This is a genomic window from Brucella sp. MAB-22 (assembly GCF_025908475.1).
GTDB lineage: Bacteria > Pseudomonadota > Alphaproteobacteria > Rhizobiales > Rhizobiaceae > Brucella > Brucella anthropi.
Genome location: NZ_CP109781.1, coordinates 1,654,726 through 1,674,077 on the forward strand (window position 1 = coordinate 1,654,726; position 19,352 = coordinate 1,674,077).

Genomic DNA, 19,352 nt, shown 5'->3' on the forward strand with positions numbered 1-19,352 from the left:
CAATGACTTATGCAATCATCTCTGAACTTGGCAGACTATCATTCCTCGCTAACAAACGGACTCATAAGCTCCTGAAATAATTAGAATAATTCTAAAACATTCCTACGTTGGTCAACTTCATTTAGCTTGCAGCGCTGGCCGTGCGGATATAAAAAGATGACCAAATGGCGAAGGCTTCATGCCGGGTTTGAAGAGAAGCGACCGAGGGACAGGCCGATTTCTCTGTCTTTTGGATAGTTGGAATGCTCGTACCTTTTCTAATCATGTTCCGCGAAGGCGTGGAAGCAGCGCTGATCGTTGGCATTATTGCCAGTTATCTCCATCAGACTGGCCGCAGTGCCTGGATGCCAGTGGTCTGGATCGGCATATTGCTGGCATTGGCCGTGTCGTTGGCCGTCGGCGCTATCCTGCAGCTTCTGAGTGCAGAATTCCCACAGAAGGCGCAGGAACTGTTTGAAGCCATTATTGGTCTGATTGCCGTTTTTGTGTTGACCTCGATGGTGTTCTGGATGCGCAAGGCGGCCCGTTCTATCAAGTCGGAACTGCATCATTCCATCGATGCAGCTTTTCAGACACCGACACATAAAGGTTTCGGCCTCATTCTGATGGTGTTCTTTGCTGTCGCACGCGAGGGGCTTGAATCGGTCTTCTTTCTGCTGGCGGCTTTCCAGCAGAGCGAAGGGGCGGCAGCCCCGCTTGGCGCGCTTCTTGGCGTGTTGCTAGCTGCGGCAGTTGGCTACGGCATCTTTAAAGGCGGCTTGAAGCTGAACCTTCGCCGTTTCTTCCGCTGGACCGGCGTTTTTATTTTGATCATCGCGGCAGGCATTCTCGCCAATTCGGTCATGGCGCTGCACGAAGCTGGCATCTGGAACCATTTCCAGACGGTCGTTTTCGATATGAGCGATATTCTCCCGCTCGACAGCACGCTTGGTTCAGTTCTTGCTGGCATTTTCGGTTACATCGCGACACCGACCGTCAGTGAAGTTGTTGCCTATGTAGCCTTCCTCGTTCCAGCGCTCATTCTGTTTCTGATGCCTGCAAATGCACCAGCAACGGCAAGCCAGGCCAAAACAAGCGCACAGTAAAAGAGATTTCAATGACGAATCCGAAACCTGCTGAACCCATGTCGCGCAATCTGGTCCGCATCGGACTGGCTTTCGCCGTGCTGTTGCTGCTCGCCGCTGGCGCTGCGTTTTATTATGCATCTCGTGTGTCGGACAAAGCCCGCCATGCAGAAGCCGGTGACACAATACAGGTCGCGATCAACGGTAAAAGCTGCGAGCCGAACGAACTGACCGTTCCGGCCGGGCGCTCGGTATTCGAAATTGTCAATAAGTCCGACCGTACGGTTGAGTGGGAAATTCTCGACGGAGTAATGGTTCTTGAGGAGCGCGAAAATATCGCTCCTGGCTTCAAGCAGACCATCACCGCCAAGCTGACGCCTGGCGAATACCAGATTACCTGCGGGCTCCTTTCCAATCCGCGCGGCAAGCTGATCGTGACTGCGACCGCTGCCAGTGAAGCGGAAAAGGGCAAGCTTCCGCTTACAGCTTTCATTGGTGCACTGGCTGAATATCAGATTTATCTGACCACAGAGGTTGCCGAATTCCAGAAATCGGTTTCGGCACTTTCCACGGCAATAGCCAGCGGTAATCTTGAGGCTGCGCAAACCGCCTACGGTCCGGCGCGAGAAGCCTATGCGCGCATTGCTCCCGTGTCGGAAGCGTTCTCCGATCTCGATACGGCTATCAATGCTCGTGCGGATTATTTTGAAAAGCGCGAGCAGGACCCTGCGTTCGGTGGTTTGCACCGTATCGAATACGGTTTGTTCGAACAGAAATCCGTCGATGGTCTGGCTCCTGTTGCTGGCAAGCTTGAGCAGGATGCCACTGCATTGAAAGAGCGCATTCGCGGGCTTCGGATTTCTCCGGATCGCATGATGGCGGGCACTGCTTCTGCATTGAACCGTTTTGCATCGACGGCGTCGGATGCTGGTGAAGACCGGTACGCTCACACCGATCTGCAGGCTTTGTCTGGCCTTCTTGAAGGCTCTGGCAAGACTGCCGATGTCCTGCGCCCCATTGTTATAAAGGCTGACCCGAAAGCCTTTGAAGGCATCGACAAGGACGCAGCTTCGATCAAGAAGCTGCTTGGTACGGGTGCTGAAGGCAATGGCTACAAGGCGTATGATGCTCTGTCGTCTGATGAAAAGACGAAAATTAAGGAAGGTGCAGCTCAACTCGCTGCACAGTTTACGAAACTCCGCGATCAGCTTGGGGTAGATTGATGACCAGAAAATTTTTCAAAACCGATAAGATTACCACAGAAGAGCCAGTTTCCGCCGGTCGCCGTGCACTGCTCCTCGGGGCTGGCGCAACCGGGGTTGCCGGAGCCGTTGCAGGCGTGCTTGCCCCGCAGACAGCCCATGCTCTTTCTTCGGAAAGCGTGACCAATGCACCGGAAAGCGACAAGATTCACGAAAGTCAGCCTTTTTATGGGAAGCACCAGCCCGGTATCGTCACGCCGCGCCCTGCTGCGGGTCTCGTCGCTTCCTTTGATGTGTTGGCACGTGACCGCGCCGAACTGGAACGCATGTTCAAACTGCTTACCGAGCGGGCAGAATTTTTGATGAAGGGTGGAGAACCACCGGAGCTTGATGCGAAGTTTCCGCCATCGGATTCCGGTATTCTTGGACCTGTCGTCACGCCGGATAACCTCACGGTTACGGTGGCGCTCGGTTCATCATTCTTCGATGATCGTTTCGGTTTGAAGCCGTTGAAGCCGAAACTTCTGCAGCGCATGACCGGTTTCCCCAACGACGCCCTGCAGAAGGACATCTGCCACGGGGACCTCGTCATTCAGTTCTGTTCGAATACGCCGGACACGAACATTCATGCGCTGCGCGACATCATGAAGAACATGCCTGATCTTCTGATGGTTCGCTGGAAGCAGGAAGGGACGGTTCCGGTGCAACCGCCGCATTCGCCCCGGGCGAAGGAAAGCGCACGAAACTTCCTCGGTTTCCGCGATGGATCCGCCAATCCGGATTCCGCCGATGATGCATTGATGAACCGCATCGTTTGGGTGCAGAAGCAAAATGAAGAGCCGGGCTGGGCCGCTAATGGCAGCTATATGGCTGTGCGCATCATTCGCAATTTTGTCGAACGCTGGGACCGCACGCCGCTTCAGGAGCAGGAAGCCATTTTCGGACGCCGCAAGAATAGTGGCGCGCCATTCGACGGTAAAACCGAAGCCGATGTTCCCGATTATGCGAAGGATGCGGATGGCAAGGTGACGCCACTTGACTCGCATATCCGTTTGGCAAATCCGCGGGATGCCAATGCTGAGCAACACCTCATTCTGCGTCGACCATTCAACTATTCAAACGGGGTCAGCAAATCAGGTCAGCTTGATATGGGGCTGCTCTTCATCGCCTATCAGGCCGATCTGGAGAAGGGCTTCATCACGGTCCAGAACCGTCTCAACGGCGAGCCGCTGGAAGAATACCTGAAACCGATTGGGGGCGGGTATTTCTTCGCGCTGCCTGGTGTTCAGGATCATAAGGACTACTACGCGCGCGCACTTTTGGAGGCAAGCGGTCCGCAAAATGCTGGCGGGTGAGGATCGCATCTCAAGTTTTTGATTTGACGCGCATTTCCCGCAATGCGCTTTATCTGGAGAGGCTAAACATGAAGTATCGTCTGCCATTGCTCGCATCGGCATGTGCCGTTGCCCTCACGCTCAGCTTCGGCGCAGCCAAGGCCGAAGTTTCGCCGCTGGACCTTGTTCAGCCGATTGCTGACTACAAAGTCTATGTGCAGGAAAACCTCGACGTTCTGGTAAAGGACACCAAGGCTTTCACCGACGCGGTCAAAGCAGGCGATTTGGAAAAGGCCAAGGAGCTTTATCCTTCATCGCGCGTCTCCTACGAAAAGATCGAGCCGATAGCCGAGCTTTTCGCCGATCTTGACGCTTCGATCGACAGCCGCGCCGATGACCATGAAAACGGCGAGAAGTCGGAAGATTTTATCGGGTTCCATCGCATCGAGTATGGCCTGTTTGCGCAGAATTCAACCGAAGGACTCGCTCCGGTTGCCGACAAGCTCTACGCAGATGTGCTGGAACTCCAGAAGCGTGTAAAAGACCTCACCGTTCCGCCAGAAAAGGTTGTTGGCGGAGCTGCTGCCCTGCTTGAAGAAGTGGCTGCAACCAAGATTTCCGGTGAGGAAGATCGTTACAGCCACACCGATCTTTGGGATTTCAAGGCCAATGTCGATGGCGCCCAGAAGATCGTCGAGCTCTTCAAGCCTTTGCTGGAAAAGGAAAATCCGGATCTCGTGAAGAAGGTAGAAGCCAACTTCAAGACTGTCGACGACATTCTTGCAAAGTACAAGAAGGGTGACGGCTACGAATCCTACGACAAGCTGTCGGATGATGATCGCAAGGCGCTTGCTGGTCCTGTGACCACGCTTGCCGAAGATCTTTCCACCCTGCGCGGGACGCTCGGCCTGAATTAAAAAGCGAACACTGAAATGGCGGGGTAACCCGCCATTTTCATGCGCTCATGCGCAATTTGATTTCGGCATTGAGTAGAATGCGCTGCGTTTCTGGAAGTTCCAGTCGGTCATCCGTTGTTTCGCCCAGTGTTCGAAACAAGAGCTCAATCGCCAGCCGTCCGATTTCATTGTAATCCTGCGCCACTGTGGTGAGCGGCGGACACGTATATTCTGATAGCGGGTTGTTGTCGTGACCCGCGACCCGGACATCACAATCCTTGAGCCTGCCGATTTTCAAACCGGCCTGCCAGAGTGCACTGGTTACGCCAAAGGCGATGCGATCATTGGAGCACAGAACAGTGCTTGTCGGAAGACGTCCCCTTTCGCGTAGAATTCGCGCGGTCTGCTCGAAAGCATAACGCTCGAAATCCCAGCTTCGGCTTTGTTCGAGGTCAATGATGCGCGGCTCATAACCTAGCTTTTCCATGGCCTGTCGATACGCATCTTGCCGCTTGATTGCATTGTTGTTGACCATCGGCATGGAAAAATAACAAGGCTCGCTGCCCGAGCGGCACAGATAATCGACAATCAGATGGAAGGATTTGAGATTGTCGGTGCCGACAAAGGGTGAGGTGCTGTCGAGCGGAGAGTCGACATAGACAATTGGAACGTCTTCCGCGAGACGTGCCAGTGTCGAATGTTGCGACTCTTCGCCAAGCGGTGCGATGATGGCACCTGCGACATTGAGCGAACGCAGGGTTTCAATTGCCTGCTTTTCTAATTCCGGCTTACCATCGGATGACAGGACAATCGCAAGATAGCCGCGTTGCTCTGCGAGCGATTGCAATCGTTTCGTCATCGCCATGTAGAAATGATCGAGCTGGTTGGGGATAATTATACCCAGAATTGTCGTGCGACGTCGATTGAGGTTCACCGCGAAAAGATTGGGACGAAAGCCGGATTGCTTGATCGCCGCTTCAATCAGTTCACGGGTCTTGGGACGGACGGACGACGGATCGCTGAAATATTTCGACACTGTCGGGCGGGAAAGCCCAACAAACTCCGAAAAATCCTCCATGGTGCGTATTGTTTTGCGCACGTCTTTACGTCCTGTTCGTCAGTTGTCGCGGCCTAGGTACACACGACGATGCTGTTTTCTGCGAAGCCGCCGCATAAACTGGAGTGTGCTGATTTCTCGGGACAAAATCTGGTCCCGGTTGCCGCTTCTGTAACGATTTCAGGATGTTCCTCCAGCTCCGCTCGCCGTTGTATTCCTCCAGGCGAAGTCCCGTCAAACTGTCAAAGGCGGGGCAAAACGTCAAGCAGTCAAATGTGTTCGCAGAGAATGATGCGGTGAATATCCATATATGCTAAAACATCGGTTCGTGAATTTGGCAGGTGGAAATGTCCGCGACTTCGGCCCTTGGAACTGTTCACAAAAGCGGTCGTTTCTTCTCGCAACGCAAAATTGAAAACCGTGCTTGACAAGCTACGGAAGCTCACGCCATAAATTTTACATATGTAAGAATTTTGCTATGCATTCGTAAAGGAGGAGACGAAATGCGGACCAAGTCTTATGTTGCAGGGCTTATTGCGTCTGCTGCAAGTGTTGCAGTTATGGCCGGGGCTGCGTGGGCGGAAGAGCTCACCGTCGCGACGGTGAATAACGGCGACATGATCATCATGCAGAAACTGTCGCCGGAGTGGTAGAAGGCGACCGGTAACAAAATCAACTGGGTTGTGCTTGAAGAAAACGTGCTGCGTCAGCGCGTCACGACCGATATCGCCACCAAGAGCGGCCAATTCGATATCCTGACCATTGGCGGTTACGAAACGCCGATCTGGGGCAAGGCCGGCTGGCTTCTGTCGGTGGATGATCTTGGTGATGATTACGGCTATGACGATCTCATCAAGCCGGTTCGCGCCGGTCTGACGGTCGATGGCAAGCTTTACGCCGTGCCGTTCTATGCCGAAAGCTCGTTTACGCTCTATCGCAAGGACTTGTTTGACGCGGCGGGCCTCAAGATGCCTGACGCGCCAACTTATGCCGAGATCAAGGAATTCGCGACAAAGCTTACCGACAAGTCGAAAGAGCAATATGGTCTCTGTCTGCGTGGAAAGCCGGGCTGGGGCGAAAACATGGCCTATCTCGGTACCCTCGTGAATACTTTCGGAGGGCGCTGGTTCGATGAAAACTGGAAGCCGCAGATCAATTCGGACGAATGGAAGAAGGCTATCAACTTCTACGTCGATCTGATGAAGGAAGCGGGCCCTCCCGGAATTACCTCGAACGGCTTCAACGAAAATCAGGCCCTGTTCTCGACTGGCCACTGCGCCATGTGGATCGACGCCACTTCTGCCGCCGGACGCATCTATGATCCGAAACAGAGCCAGGTTGCCGACAAGGTTGCCTTCACCAAGGCACCGGTAGAGGTAACGCCGAACGGGTCCTCATGGGCATGGTCGTGGAACCTTGCAATCCCGGCGTCAAGCAAGAAGGCGGAAGCTGCGAAATCGTTCCTCAAATGGGCGACATCGAAGGAATATGTCGAGCTTGTCGGCAAGTCTGAAGGCTGGGTTGCTGTTCCTCCGGGCACACGCCAGTCCACCTATGCCAACGAGGAGTACAAGAAGGCGGCTCCTTTTGCGGATACGGTGCTGAAAGCCATCGAATCTGCCGATCCGACTAAACCGACCAAGGACCCCGTTCCTTATACCGGCATCCAGTTCGTGGCCATTCCTGAGTTCCAGGCAATCGGTACGCTTGTCGGGCAGGCGATTTCGTCGGCTGTTGCGGGTCAACAGAGCGTCGATGCAGCACTCGACGGCGCGCAGCGTCAGGTCGAGCAGATCATGACGCAGGCCGGTTACATCAAGTAGCCGTGAGATAAAGGTCTGCCGCCTTCGGTAGGAGGAAGGCGGCAGACCTGATTTTCGTAGAGGTTCGCCACGGTGAATCCGAAACGGGAAGGGGAGGATAAGTCCGAATGCCAGCAAACCATGCGTTGGCCGCAGGCACGAAATCACGCTTTGCAGCAAAGTCGCGTCGCAGTGTCCGCACTGGGCCTCTGCTCGCTCCAGCAGTCATTCTGCTTCTGCTATGGATGATCGTTCCACTGGCGATGACCTTGTGGTTCTCGTTTCAGTATTACAACCTCATCAATCCATTCATTACTGGTTTTGCCGGTTTCTCGAACTATTCCTTCCTGTTATCCGATCCGACCTTATGGTCCGCAATTGCCAAGACACTGATCCTTGTCGTGTCGGTTCTCGTGATATCGGTCGTCCTAGGTGTGCTGTTTGCGGTCATCTTCGATCAGGATTTCTGGGGCAAGAATATAGCGCGGCTTCTGGTCATTGCGCCGTTCTTCGTCATGCCAACCGTTTCGGCGCTGATCTGGAAAAACCTGCTGATGCATCCGGTGAACGGGCTGTTCGCCTTCATTTCACGCAGTTTCGGATTGCCGGTCATCGATTGGTTCTCGCAGTTTCCAATGGCTTCCGTCATCATAATTGTGTCCTGGCAATGGGTGCCGTTTGCGACGCTGATCCTGATGACGGCGATGCAGTCTCTTGATAGGGAACAGATGGAGGCTGCGCGCCTAGACGGGGCCAAAGGCCCGGTAATGTTCTATTATATCGTGCTGCCGCATTTGCTGCGCCCGATCTCGGTCGTCATCATGATCGAGACGATCTTTCTTCTGTCGGTGTTTGCGGAAATTCTTGTTACCACTTCGGGTGGACCGGGTATCGCCACGACGACGCTGACCTATTTCATTTATCTGAAAGCGCTCCTGCAATGGGATATCGGCGGCGCTTCCGCAGCCGGCGTCATCGCCATCATCCTTGCCAACATCGTTGCCGCGTTCCTGATCCGGACTGTCGCACGAAATCTGGATAATTAGGAGGGCTGACCGATGGCTGCAAAACGCAAGATCAACAAGGCTGCCGTCTCTGCCGGGATCATTGGCTGGATCGTGGCGTTGCTGATGTTCTTCCCGATCCTCTGGATGCTGCTTGCTGCATTCAAGACGGAAATTGACGCGGTGGCACCACCAAAGCTGTTCTTCGAGCCAACGCTGGAGAATTTTGTAGCGGTCAATCAGCGTGCTGATTATTTCCGCTATGCCATGAACAGTATCGTTGAAAGTCTGGGCGCGACTATTCTCTCGCTCATTATCGCGGTGCCCGCGGCTTATGCGGCAGCGTTCTTCCCTGGCAAACGCACTAAAGACCTTCTTCTATGGATGCTGTCCACCAAGATGCTGCCTGCAGTCGGCGTGCTGGTGCCGATTTATCTTCTAGCACGTGACACCGGACTTCTTGATACGCGCACCGGTCTCATCATCATCTTCACCCTGTCCAATCTGCCGATTGTGGTCTGGATGCTCTATTCCTTTTTCAAGGAAGTGCCCGGAGAAATCCTCGAAGCAAGCCGTATGGACGGTGCGAAAGTCGGCCAGCAGATACGGTATCTGCTTCTGCCGCTAAGCCTTCCTGGTATCGCGTCCACCGCGCTCCTTTCGATCATCCTTTGTTGGAATGAAGCGTTCTGGAGCCTGAACCTGACAGCTTCGCAAGCAGGTCCGCTCACCGCATTCATAGCGTCCTTCTCGTCACCGGAAGGGTTGTTCTGGGCAAAACTCTCGGCAGCTTCCACGCTCGCCATAGCGCCAATACTTGTCTTCGGATGGGTCACGCAGCGCCAGCTGGTGCGCGGTCTCACTTTCGGCGCAGTGAAATAAAGGGAATGAAATGGCTACACTATCACTGAAAAACGCCACCAAGTCCTTCGGCAATATTGATGTCATCAAGGGCGTCGATCTCGACATTGCAGACCGCGAATTTGTAGTTTTCGTCGGGCCATCCGGTTCGGGAAAGTCAACGCTTCTGCGCATGATTGCTGGGCTTGAGGAAATTACCGGCGGTGACCTCACGATTGATGGTGAGCGTATCAACGATACGCCGCCGGATGAGCGTGGTCTTGCCATGGTTTTCCAGACCTATGCGCTCTATCCGCATATGAATGTGCGCGACAATATGGGTTTTGCGCTGAAACTAGCAGGCATTGCCAAAGCCGAACGCGATCGCAAGGTGGAAGAGGTTGCAAAAACGCTGCAGCTTGACCAGTTGCTTGACCGCAAGCCGAAGCAACTCTCTGGCGGCCAGCGTCAGCGTGTTGCCATTGGACGCGCAATGGTGCGCGAACCGAAGATTTTCCTGTTCGACGAACCGCTGTCCAATCTCGATGCCGCGCTCCGCGTGCAGATGCGTATTGAATTGGCGCGCCTGCACGACCGGCTCAATGCGACGATGATCTATGTCACGCATGATCAGGTGGAAGCGATGACGCTCGCACACAAGATCGTGGTTCTCCGCGACGGGAAGGTGGAGCAGGTAGGATCGCCACTGGAGCTTTATCATCATCCGGTGAATCGTTTTGTGGCTGGTTTTATCGGTTCACCGACCATGAACTTCATCGAAGTCAAAGCCAGTGCCGTCGATGCCGACGGGGTGACAGTTCAGCTTGCAAATGGACGTTCGGTCAAAGCGCCTGTCAAAAGCGAAGGCGTAAGCGCTGGGGCGCCGCTGGTTCTCGGCATTCGTCCGGAGCATCTTCATCCGGCAGCCGATGGTATCCTTGAAGGTGAGATCATGGTTGTCGAGCGCCTTGGTGGTGAGACCTATCTCTATGTGCAAAATGAAAGCGCAACCGGACTGATTGTTGCGGAAGCAGGCGGTGGCAGCGCAGCACGTGCACACGAAACGGCGAAACTGGGTTTTGACCCGACTGACGCGCATTTGTTTACACCCGATGGCAAGGCTTTGGAGCGCTTTGAACGGCATCCATTATTGCTGACGGAAAAGAAAACGCACCTGTGAGTGCAGGCTGCAATATCCCGGAGTATCCCCATGCGACTTAAAGACAAGGTGGCCCTCATCACTGGTGCTGCACGCGGTATCGGACTTGGCTTCGCTGAAGCCTATGCGCGCGAGGGCGCGAGGGTTATTATTGCCGATATTAATATTGAGCGGGCAGAGGAGGCCGCACGCGGTATCGGTTCATCGGTCAAGGCGGTAAAGCTTGACGTGACCGACCTCAGTCAGATTGACAAGGTTGTTGCAGAGATCGACGCGGAATATGGCGGCATCGATATTCTGGTCAACAATGCCGCGATCTTCGATATGGCCCCTATCAACGAACTGACCGAAGACAGTTATGAGCGTGTGCTCGACATCAACCTGAAGGGACCGGTTTTCATGATGAAGGCGGTTTCAAACGTAATGATCAAGCGCGGACGCGGCGGCAAGATCATCAATATGGCGAGCCAGGCCGGTCGCCGCGGCGAGGCGCTGGTGACCCTCTATTGCGCGTCTAAGGCCGCTATCATTTCCGCCACGCAGTCGGCTGCTTTGGCGCTCGTCAAGCATGGCATCAATGTCAATGCGATTGCACCGGGCGTGGTCGACGGCGAACATTGGGACGTGGTGGATGCGAATTTTGCCAAATGGGAAGGCTTGAAGCCCGGTGAGAAAAAAGCGGCGGTAGCGAAGTCCGTTCCAATCGGTCGGTTCGCGACGCCGGAAGATATTACCGGCATGGCCGTTTTCCTTGCATCATCTGATAGCGACTACATCCTCGCCCAGACCTTCGGCGTTGATGGGGGCAACTGGATGGCTTGAAACAGGGCCGGGACATACAATGAAAGCGATCTATTTTACAGGTCACGGCGAAGCCGGACTGACTGATCTGCCGGAGCCGGTATTACAGTCGGGACACGCCTTGATCGACGTCAGGGCGTCGGGTCTGTGTCACACCGACATAGATGTTTTGCATGGCCGCTATGGGTCCAGCGCATTTCCGCTGGTACCAGGGCATGAATATGCTGGCATTGTGGTCGCGGTGGCGGAAGACGTGACCAATGTGAAGGTGGGCGACCGCATTGCGGTCGATCCGAATATTCCCTGCGGTCATTGCCGTGCCTGCCTCAAGGGGCTCACCAATCTGTGCTCGGACTTAAAGGCCTATGGGGTAACCCATAATGGGGGCTTTGCAGGCATGAGCCTTGTCGATGCCAGCCATCTCCATTCCATTGGCGATCTGCCTTTTGAGTTAGCAGCACTCGCGGAACCACTTGCCTGTGTCCTCAACGGTCTTGGCGCAGCGGAACTGAAAATCGGTTCACAAGGTGCCGAAAATGCACTCGTCTTCGGTGCAGGCCCGATTGGCTTGTTGCTAGCCTTATCGTTGAAGGCGCAAGGCGTGCAACAGGTTGCCGTGGCTGACATCAACGAACACCGTCTGACTTTTGTCGAAAGTCTCGGCCTTGAGCCAGTCGTGTCGGGCTCGGAAATGCTGGATAAGCGTAAGCGCAGTTTCGATTTCGTTGCCGATGCAACCGGCATTGCCAAGGTCGTTGAAAGCATGGTCAGCTTCACGGCCGACGGCGGTACGGTTCTGGTGTTTGGCGTTTGCGCACCGGATGCACGGATTTCAGTCACGCCTTTCGAAATTTTCCGTCGTCAGATTCGAATTGCAGGGTCACATTCGCTGAACCGCAACATTCCGCAGGCCCTGGAAATACTCAAACAGGACAAGGGCGAAATGGCACGCCTCGTTTCGCACCGGTTACCGCTCAGCGAAATGCTGCCGTTCTTCACCAAGCACGGTGGCGATCCTGCTACGATGAAGGTCCAGTTCGTACCCGATTGAATTGAAGGAAATCGTCATGACCAAATTGTCGCGTGCAACGCTCCAGAGCTTCGACAAGGTACACAAACCCGGCTACGACCCAACCGGGTTGAAACCGGGCATCGTGCATTTCGGTGTTGGCAATTTTCATCGTGCCCATCAGGCTGTCTATCTGGACGATCTGTTCGGAATGGGTGAGGGGCATGACTGGGCGCTGGTTGGCGCTGGTGTGCGTGGCAGTGATGATGCCATGCGCGACACGCTCAAGGCGCAAGACTGGCTTACCACAGTTGTCGAACAGGAAGCCGATTATGCGGGGGCAAGGATTACCGCTTCTATGGTCGATTATGTGACAATATCGACTGAAGAAGGGCGAAAGGCTTTGATGGCCTATCTTACATCGCCCTCTATTCGCATTGTTTCCATGACGATCACCGAAGGCGGTTATTATATCGATCCGGCCAGTCAGACCTTCGATCCCGCTCATCCAGATATTGTGGCAGATGCCACCCATCCGGATCAGCCCAAGACTGTGTTCGGCTTAATCGTGCAGGCGCTGAAACTGCGTAAGGCGGCAGGCGTTCAACCTTTCACCGTCATGTCGTGCGATAACATTCCGGGCAACGGGCATGTGACGGAAGATGCCGTGACGGGACTGGCCAAATTGAGTGATGCGACTTTTGCCGACTGGATTTCTGCCAATGTAGCTTTTCCAAATTCCATGGTGGATCGCATCACGCCGGCCACCGGTGCACGCGAGCGTGAAATCGCTGCGAAGGATTTCGGGGTTGAAGACGGCTGGCCGGTTTTCTGCGAAGTTTTCAAGCAGTGGGTGATGGAGGACAATTTCCCCACCGGGCGTCCTGCATTGGAAAAAGTAGGTGTCACATTTACCGATCAGGTTGCCGCTTATGAACTGATGAAGATTCGTATCTTGAATGGCGGTCACGCAGCCATCGCTTATCCTGGCGGGTTGCTCGACATACATTTCGTGCATGAAGCGATGGAGCACCCGCTGATCCGGCGTTATCTGGAAAAGCTCACCAAGGAAGAGATCATTCCGGAAGTGCCGCCGGTACCGGATACCAATCTCGAAGACTATCGTATCCTCATCGATGAACGTTTCGCCAATCCAAGCATCGGCGATACGATCCGCCGCCTGTGCCTTGACGGCTCCAACCGTCAGCCGAAGTTCATTCTGCCAACTGCATCTGACCGGGTAGCGAAAGGACATTCCGTGACCGGGCTGGCCCTCGTGTCGGCTTGCTGGTGTCGTTATTGTTATGGCATGACCGATAGCGGCACTATTATTGAGCCAAACGATCCATCATGGGATCGCCTGACAAAGCAGGCGGCTCTTGCAAAAAGCAATCCGGCGGCATGGCTTGCGATGGATGATATCTTCGGCTCGCTCGCTTCAAATCCAGCTTATGTGGCGGCTTTTTCATCCGCACTTCTGCGCATCTGGCAGGATGGGACTGTCAAAGCGCTCGAACGTTATCTGGCAGGTGAGCCGCTATAACTGAAAATTACAATGCGCCCGGATAGACCCTTACCGGGCGGTTGTCCTTGACCGACTCCATCACCACAAATGTCGATGTGCTTGCGACATTGGGCAGGCTCGATATCTTTTCGCCCAGCACCTCGCGGTAACGTCGGATGTTGGGCGTTCGCACTTTCAGAAGATAGTCGAAAGAGCTTGCGATCATATGGCATTCTTCGACTTCGCGTATCTTGCGCACTGCCGTGTTAAACGCTTCAAGCGCGGCTTCGCGTGTGTCAGATAGCTTGACCGTCGTGAAGGCGATATGATCGAGACCGAGTTTCTCAGGGTCGATGGCCGCACGAAAGCCGACAATATAGCCTTCATCGACCAGTCGTTTCAGCCTTGCCTGGCATGGTGTCTTGGAAAGACCGACCTTTTTCGAGAGTTCTGTGACGGGAATGCGTCCGTCTTCGCTCAATACTTCCAGAATACGCCGATCGAATTGGTCCAGATCGTCTACAGAATCTATCTTTCGCATTCTTCTAGCCTACTTTGGAGCCTATAATAAGATCGATAATCCTTTATATGGAGCAAATGAAGGCAGAATGCAATTTGCACAAATGATAGTGTGCGCCCACTTAAAGCAGAGCTAAACTGGGCAAAGACGCTCGGGGCTGTTTTCATTTGTGAGCATTGCACCATGACCGACACCATACCCGCTCCTATCAATCCGGTTTTCCAGAATTTTGCGCCGCCGATCCGCGAGCAAAGCGTACTGAGGCAGGCGATTACCGCCGCTTATCGCCGCCCGGAAGCCGAATGCGTTTCCGCGCTGGCTGCACAGGCCGCCTTGCCGGAAGAAACAGCCAAGCAAATCCGTTCCACGGCTCGCAAGCTGATTGAAGCACTGCGCGCCAAGCATAAGGGTACAGGCGTCGAAGGCTTGGTGCATGAATATTCGCTGTCGAGCCAGGAAGGCGTGGCGCTCATGTGCCTTGCCGAAGCCCTTCTGCGTATTCCAGACATGGCGACGCGTGATGCGTTGATCCGTGACAAGATTTCGAATGGCGACTGGAAATCTCATATCGGTGGGGGTCGTTCGCTCTTCGTCAATGCTGCAACCTGGGGACTTGTCGTTACCGGCAAGCTGACCAACACGGTCAATGATCGCGGCCTGTCAGCTGCCCTGACACGCTTGATCGCTCGTTGTGGCGAGCCTGTCATTCGTCGCGGTGTAGACATGGCCATGCGGATGATGGGCGAACAGTTTGTCACCGGCGAAACCATCGATGAAGCTTTGAAGCGCGCCAAGCCGCTGGAAGAACGCGGCTTCCGCTATTCCTACGATATGCTGGGTGAGGCCGCGACCACCGCTGCCGACGCCGAGCGTTATTACAAGGATTACGAAACCGCTATACATGCCATTGGTCGCGCGTCCGCCGGTCGCGGCATCTATGACGGCCCCGGAATTTCCATCAAGTTGTCCGCTTTGCATCCGCGCTATGTCCGTGCGCAAAGCGAACGCGTCATGGGGGAATTGCTGCCGAAGGTAAAGGCGCTGGCCGCTATCGCGAAGTCCTACAATATCGGTCTCAACATCGATGCCGAGGAAGCGGACCGTCTGGAACTGTCGCTTGATCTGTTGCAGAGCCTGATCGAAGATCCGGATCTGGCAGATTGGGAAGGCATCGGCTTCGTGGTGCAGGCTTACGGCAAGCGTTGCCCGTTCGTGCTCGATTTCATCATCGATCTGGCCCGTCAGAACAAGCGCCGTGTCATGGTTCGTCTGGTGAAGGGTGCCTATTGGGACGCCGAAATCAAGCGCGCACAGGTTGACGGTCTGGAAGACTTCCCGGTTTATACCCGCAAGGTACATACCGACGTTTCCTACATTGCATGCGCTCGCAAGCTCCTTGCGGCGACAGATGCCGTTTTCCCGCAATTTGCAACGCATAATGCGCAGACGCTGGCCACCATCTATCATTTGGCTGGTCCGGATTTCAAAACCGGAAAGTTCGAGTTCCAGTGCCTGCATGGTATGGGTGAACCGCTTTATGACGAAGTTGTCGGTGCCGAAAAGCTCGGCCGTCCGGCCCGCATCTATGCGCCGGTCGGCACACATGAAACGCTTCTGGCCTACCTTGTTCGCCGACTTCTCGAAAACGGTGCGAACTCATCCTTCGTCAATCGCATTGGCGATGAAAGTGTCTCCGTCGATGAACTGATCGCCGATCCGGTTGATGTCGTTCGCTCGATGGCTGTCCTTGGTGCGCGCCACGACCAGATTGCCCTGCCGGAGAATCTCTATGGGGCTCGCAAGAACTCTGACGGTTTCGACCTGTCGAATGAAGTCACGCTCGCTGAACTCAGCAAGATTCTGAAAGACAGCGCTGACCGCGTGTGGACATCGGAACCTCAGCTTGCCGGAACCAAGGTAAAGGGCACCAGCCGCTCGGTTCTCAATCCCGGTGACCGGAACGATGTTGTCGGTACGGTGACGGAAATCGCCGAAGGAGATGTGGCGAAAGCCATGAAGGCGGCACAGAAGGCAACGGCAAGTTGGTCTGCGGTTGCACCAGCCGAACGTGCGGCTTGTCTTGAGCGCGCAGCGGATATCATGCAGCGTGATATGCCTGTTCTGCTCGGCCTCATCATGCGCGAAGCCGGCAAATCCATGCCGAACGCGATTGCTGAAGTGCGCGAAGCCATCGATTTTCTGCGTTATTATGCAGAGCAGACCCGTCGTACGCTGGGCGTCGGCCACAAGGCGCTTGGACCTATCGTCTGCATTAGCCCGTGGAACTTCCCGCTGGCGATCTTTACCGGTCAGATCGCAGCTGCACTCGTTGCAGGCAATCCCGTGCTGGCAAAGCCTGCCGAAGAAACGCCGCTGATTGCAGCACAGGGTGTTCGCATCCTGCACGAGGCTGGCATTCCAGCGGATGCGCTGCAACTTTTGCCGGGGGATGGCCGCATTGGGGCCGCGCTGGTTGCTGCGGAAGAGACTTGCGGCGTGATGTTCACCGGTTCGACCGAAGTGGCGCGCCTCATTCAGGCTCAGCTTGCCTCGCGCCTGTTGCCGAACGGCAAACCGATCCCGCTGATCGCAGAGACCGGCGGTCAGAACGCCATGATCGTGGATTCGTCCGCTCTGGCCGAGCAGGTCGTGTTCGACGTGATTGCATCGGCATTCGACAGTGCGGGTCAGCGTTGTTCGGCGCTCCGCGTTCTCTGCCTGCAGGAAGATGTCGCAGATCGTATCCTGACGATGCTGAAGGGCGCGCTCAGGGAACTTTCCATCGGCCGCACCGACAAGCTGAAGGTGGACATTGGGCCGGTTATTACCGATGAAGCCAAGAACATCATCGAAAAGCACGTTCAGGGTATGCGCGATCTCGGTCGCAAGGTTGAGCAGCTTCCGCTTGGTCCTGAAACCCAGAATGGAACTTTCGTTGCACCGACCATTGTCGAGATCAATTCGCTTCGCGATCTGAAGCGGGAAGTTTTTGGCCCGGTTCTGCATGTCGTGCGCTACAAGCGCGATGATATGGAGCGCCTGATCGATGATATCAATGCGACCGGCTACGGGCTTACTTTCGGCCTGCATACGCGCCTTGATGAGACCATCGCCAATGTTGCGGATCGTATCCGTGTCGGAAACGTCTATATCAACCGCAATGTTATTGGCGCGATTGTCGGCGTGCAGCCATTCGGCGGACGCGGCATGTCCGGCACTGGTCCAAAGGCAGGTGGTCCGCTCTATCTCGGACGTCTCGTGGAAACAGCTCCAATCCCGCCGCGTCATAGCTCGGTTCACACTGATCCAGCGCTCAAGGATTTTGCGAAATGGCTTGGCCAACGCGGCATGAACGATCTGGCTCAGGCTGCGCGCGACACTGGTAGCGCTTCGGCCCTCGGTCTTGACCTTGAATTGCCGGGCCCTGTTGGCGAGCGCAATCTTTATGCGCTGCATCCGCGTGGAAATATCCTGCTGGTTCCGCAAACGGAAACAGGCCTTTATCGCCAGATGACGGCTGCCCTAGCTACGGGCAATACTGTGTATGTCGACGAGGCTTCAGGTTTGCGGAATGTCCTGAAAGATGTTCCAGCTTCAGTTGCAGCGCGCACGATCTGGACGAATAACTGGGAATCCGACGCACCGTTCGCTGGAGCGTTGGTTGAAGGGAACGCTGAACGCATTGTCGAGGTCAACAAGAAGCTTGCAACGCTTCCCGGACCGTTGGTTCTGACGCAAGCCGCTTCCACGGAAGAACTGGCAAACAACCCGGATGCCTATTGTCTCAACTGGTTGCTGGAAGAAGTTTCGACTTCGATCAACACCACAGCGGCTGGTGGCAATGCCAGCTTGATGGCAATCGGCTGATCTCCTGACAGGCAATAACTAAAAGGCGGCTTTCGGCCGCCTTTTTCTTTTATCGATACAAGTTTGCATGGCTGTGCAAATGATAGTCAAAAACAGAATGATTGAATTATTTTTTGTAATTTCAGAATAAAATTTACAAAGGCATTGACAGGCTTTCATAAAAGGCAAACACTGTGCACACGCTTGCAAAAGCGTCGGCGTGGAGGCGCCGTATAAAGGGAGGAAAACAATGCGTTCGGCATTTCTGGTTGCGGCGCTGGCCGCAGGTGTATCTTCATTCGCTTTTTCTGCGCAGGCCGCAGGCAATCTCAATCTTATCTGTTCCGCGGACGTGGTCATCTGTGAGCAGATGAAGAACATGTTCGAGAAGGATACTGGCATCAAGGTCAACATGGTGCGGCTTTCCTCCGGTGAAACCTATGCCAAGGTGCGGGCCGAAGCGCGCAATCCGAAGACAGATATCTGGTGGGCCGGCACCGGCGATCCGCATCTTCAGGCTGCAGCTGAAGGGCTGACGCTCGAATATAAATCCCCGATGCTCGACCAGCTGAACGATTGGGCCAGGAAACAGGCCGAAAGCTCCGGCTTCCGCACGGTTGGCGTTTATGCCGGTGCGCTTGGTTGGGGTTACAACACCGATATTCTTGCCAAGAAGAACCTGAAAGAGCCGAAATGCTGGGCCGATCTGCTTGATGCGTCCTATAAGGGCGAAATCCAGATGGCCAATCCGAATTCTTCCGGTACCGCCTACACGGCACTGGCAACGCTTGTTCAGATCATGGGTGAAGACAAAGCCTATGATTATCTGAAGAAGCTCAACGAAAATGTATCGCAGTACACCAAGTCGGGCTCGGCTCCCGTCAAGTCGGCTGCGCGTGGTGAAACTGGCATCGGCATCGTCTTCATGCATGATGCAGTATCGATGACGGCAGAAGGTTTCCCGATCAAGTCAGTCGCACCGTGTGAAGGCACAGGCTACGAAATCGGTTCCATGTCGATCATCAAGGGCGCCAAGAATCTCGAGAATGCGAAGAAGTGGTACGACTGGGCGCTGACCGCCGAAGTGCAGTCGCACATGAAAGATGCGAAATCCTTCCAGTTGCCTTCGAACAAATCAGCCGAGGTTCCAAAGGAATCCCCGCGCTTCGAGGACATCAAGCTCATCGATTATGACTTCAAGACCTATGGCGAACCCGCCAAGCGCAAGGAATTGCTCGAGCGCTGGGATAAGGAAATCGGTGCACACGCCAACTGATCTTTCATTGGCTTGAAATCCGGGTGCGTCGCTCTTGT

14 protein-coding genes and 1 pseudogene are annotated in these 19,352 nt (G+C 54.7%); 13 read left to right on the top strand and 2 right to left on the bottom strand.

Annotated features, from left to right (window positions below; all coding sequences use genetic code 11):
* Nucleotides 1–242: 242 nt before the first annotated feature.
* From efeU to efeO (OHI65_RS07680), 4 genes are all read left to right on the top strand, one after another.
* The gene (gene efeU / locus OHI65_RS07665) at nucleotides 243–1,085 is read left to right on the top strand and encodes an iron uptake transporter permease EfeU (protein WP_125301171.1); all 843 of its coding nucleotides are present in this window, start codon (nucleotides 243–245) and stop codon (nucleotides 1,083–1,085) included.
* An 11-nt stretch (nucleotides 1,086–1,096) separates the two neighbouring features.
* Nucleotides 1,097–2,287, top strand: a complete 1,191-nt coding sequence (gene efeO, locus OHI65_RS07670; RefSeq protein WP_094515647.1) for an iron uptake system protein EfeO — start codon at nucleotides 1,097–1,099, stop codon at nucleotides 2,285–2,287.
* A complete protein-coding gene (gene efeB, locus OHI65_RS07675; RefSeq protein WP_125301170.1) occupies nucleotides 2,287–3,621 on the top strand; it encodes an iron uptake transporter deferrochelatase/peroxidase subunit in 1,335 nt (444 codons plus the stop codon). The genes efeO (OHI65_RS07670) and efeB overlap by 1 nt, the downstream gene beginning before the upstream one ends.
* 68 nt (nucleotides 3,622–3,689) lie before the next feature.
* Complete coding sequence (gene efeO / locus OHI65_RS07680) at nucleotides 3,690–4,517, top strand: iron uptake system protein EfeO (RefSeq protein WP_010659042.1); 828 nt, start codon at nucleotides 3,690–3,692, stop codon at nucleotides 4,515–4,517.
* Between the two features lie 37 nt (nucleotides 4,518–4,554).
* Here efeO (OHI65_RS07680) and OHI65_RS07685 read toward each other — a convergent pair whose 3' ends face one another.
* Nucleotides 4,555–5,574: a LacI family DNA-binding transcriptional regulator gene (locus OHI65_RS07685; RefSeq protein WP_125301225.1), complete on the bottom strand. Its 1,020-nt coding sequence runs from the start codon at nucleotides 5,572–5,574 to the stop codon at nucleotides 4,555–4,557.
* 482 nt (nucleotides 5,575–6,056) lie between these two features.
* Here OHI65_RS07685 and OHI65_RS07690 point away from each other — a divergent pair.
* The 7 genes and pseudogenes from OHI65_RS07690 to OHI65_RS07720 all read left to right on the top strand — a co-directional run bounded on the left by OHI65_RS07690 (nucleotide 6,057) and on the right by OHI65_RS07720 (nucleotide 13,711).
* Nucleotides 6,057–7,376: pseudogene (locus tag OHI65_RS07690) on the top strand (ABC transporter substrate-binding protein).
* A gap of 107 nt (nucleotides 7,377–7,483) precedes the next feature.
* A complete protein-coding gene (locus OHI65_RS07695; RefSeq protein WP_012093208.1) occupies nucleotides 7,484–8,401 on the top strand; it encodes a carbohydrate ABC transporter permease in 918 nt (305 codons plus the stop codon).
* 12 nt (nucleotides 8,402–8,413) lie between these two features.
* Nucleotides 8,414–9,241 (top strand): carbohydrate ABC transporter permease, encoded by an 828-nt coding sequence (locus tag OHI65_RS07700; protein WP_071631356.1) that lies wholly within the window; start codon nucleotides 8,414–8,416, stop codon nucleotides 9,239–9,241.
* Nucleotides 9,242–9,251: 10 nt separating this feature from the next.
* Entirely contained in the window at nucleotides 9,252–10,379 is a 1,128-nt protein-coding gene (locus tag OHI65_RS07705; protein ID WP_012093207.1) for an ABC transporter ATP-binding protein, read from the top strand.
* 30 nt (nucleotides 10,380–10,409) lie between these two features.
* Nucleotides 10,410–11,180 (top strand): L-iditol 2-dehydrogenase, encoded by a 771-nt coding sequence (locus OHI65_RS07710; RefSeq protein ID WP_125301169.1) that lies wholly within the window; start codon nucleotides 10,410–10,412, stop codon nucleotides 11,178–11,180.
* Nucleotides 11,181–11,199: 19 nt separating this feature from the next.
* The gene (locus tag OHI65_RS07715) at nucleotides 11,200–12,210 is read left to right on the top strand and encodes a zinc-dependent alcohol dehydrogenase family protein (protein WP_094515651.1); all 1,011 of its coding nucleotides are present in this window, start codon (nucleotides 11,200–11,202) and stop codon (nucleotides 12,208–12,210) included.
* Nucleotides 12,211–12,226: 16 nt separating this feature from the next.
* Nucleotides 12,227–13,711: a mannitol dehydrogenase family protein gene (locus OHI65_RS07720; protein ID WP_125301168.1), complete on the top strand. Its 1,485-nt coding sequence runs from the start codon at nucleotides 12,227–12,229 to the stop codon at nucleotides 13,709–13,711.
* Between the two features lie 7 nt (nucleotides 13,712–13,718).
* Here OHI65_RS07720 and OHI65_RS07725 read toward each other — a convergent pair whose 3' ends face one another.
* Nucleotides 13,719–14,213 (bottom strand): Lrp/AsnC family transcriptional regulator, encoded by a 495-nt coding sequence (locus OHI65_RS07725; protein WP_010659033.1) that lies wholly within the window; start codon nucleotides 14,211–14,213, stop codon nucleotides 13,719–13,721.
* Between the two features lie 162 nt (nucleotides 14,214–14,375).
* On the opposite strand from OHI65_RS07725, the gene putA reads away from it, so the two are divergent.
* Both putA and OHI65_RS07735 read left to right on the top strand, forming a co-directional pair.
* Nucleotides 14,376–18,059 (top strand): trifunctional transcriptional regulator/proline dehydrogenase/L-glutamate gamma-semialdehyde dehydrogenase, encoded by a 3,684-nt coding sequence (putA, locus tag OHI65_RS07730; RefSeq protein ID WP_125301167.1) that lies wholly within the window; start codon nucleotides 14,376–14,378, stop codon nucleotides 18,057–18,059.
* Nucleotides 18,060–18,288: 229 nt separating this feature from the next.
* On the top strand, nucleotides 18,289–19,314 hold the full coding sequence (locus OHI65_RS07735; RefSeq protein ID WP_125301166.1) for an ABC transporter substrate-binding protein: 1,026 nt from the start codon (nucleotides 18,289–18,291) through the stop codon (nucleotides 19,312–19,314).
* Nucleotides 19,315–19,352: the final 38 nt, after the last annotated feature.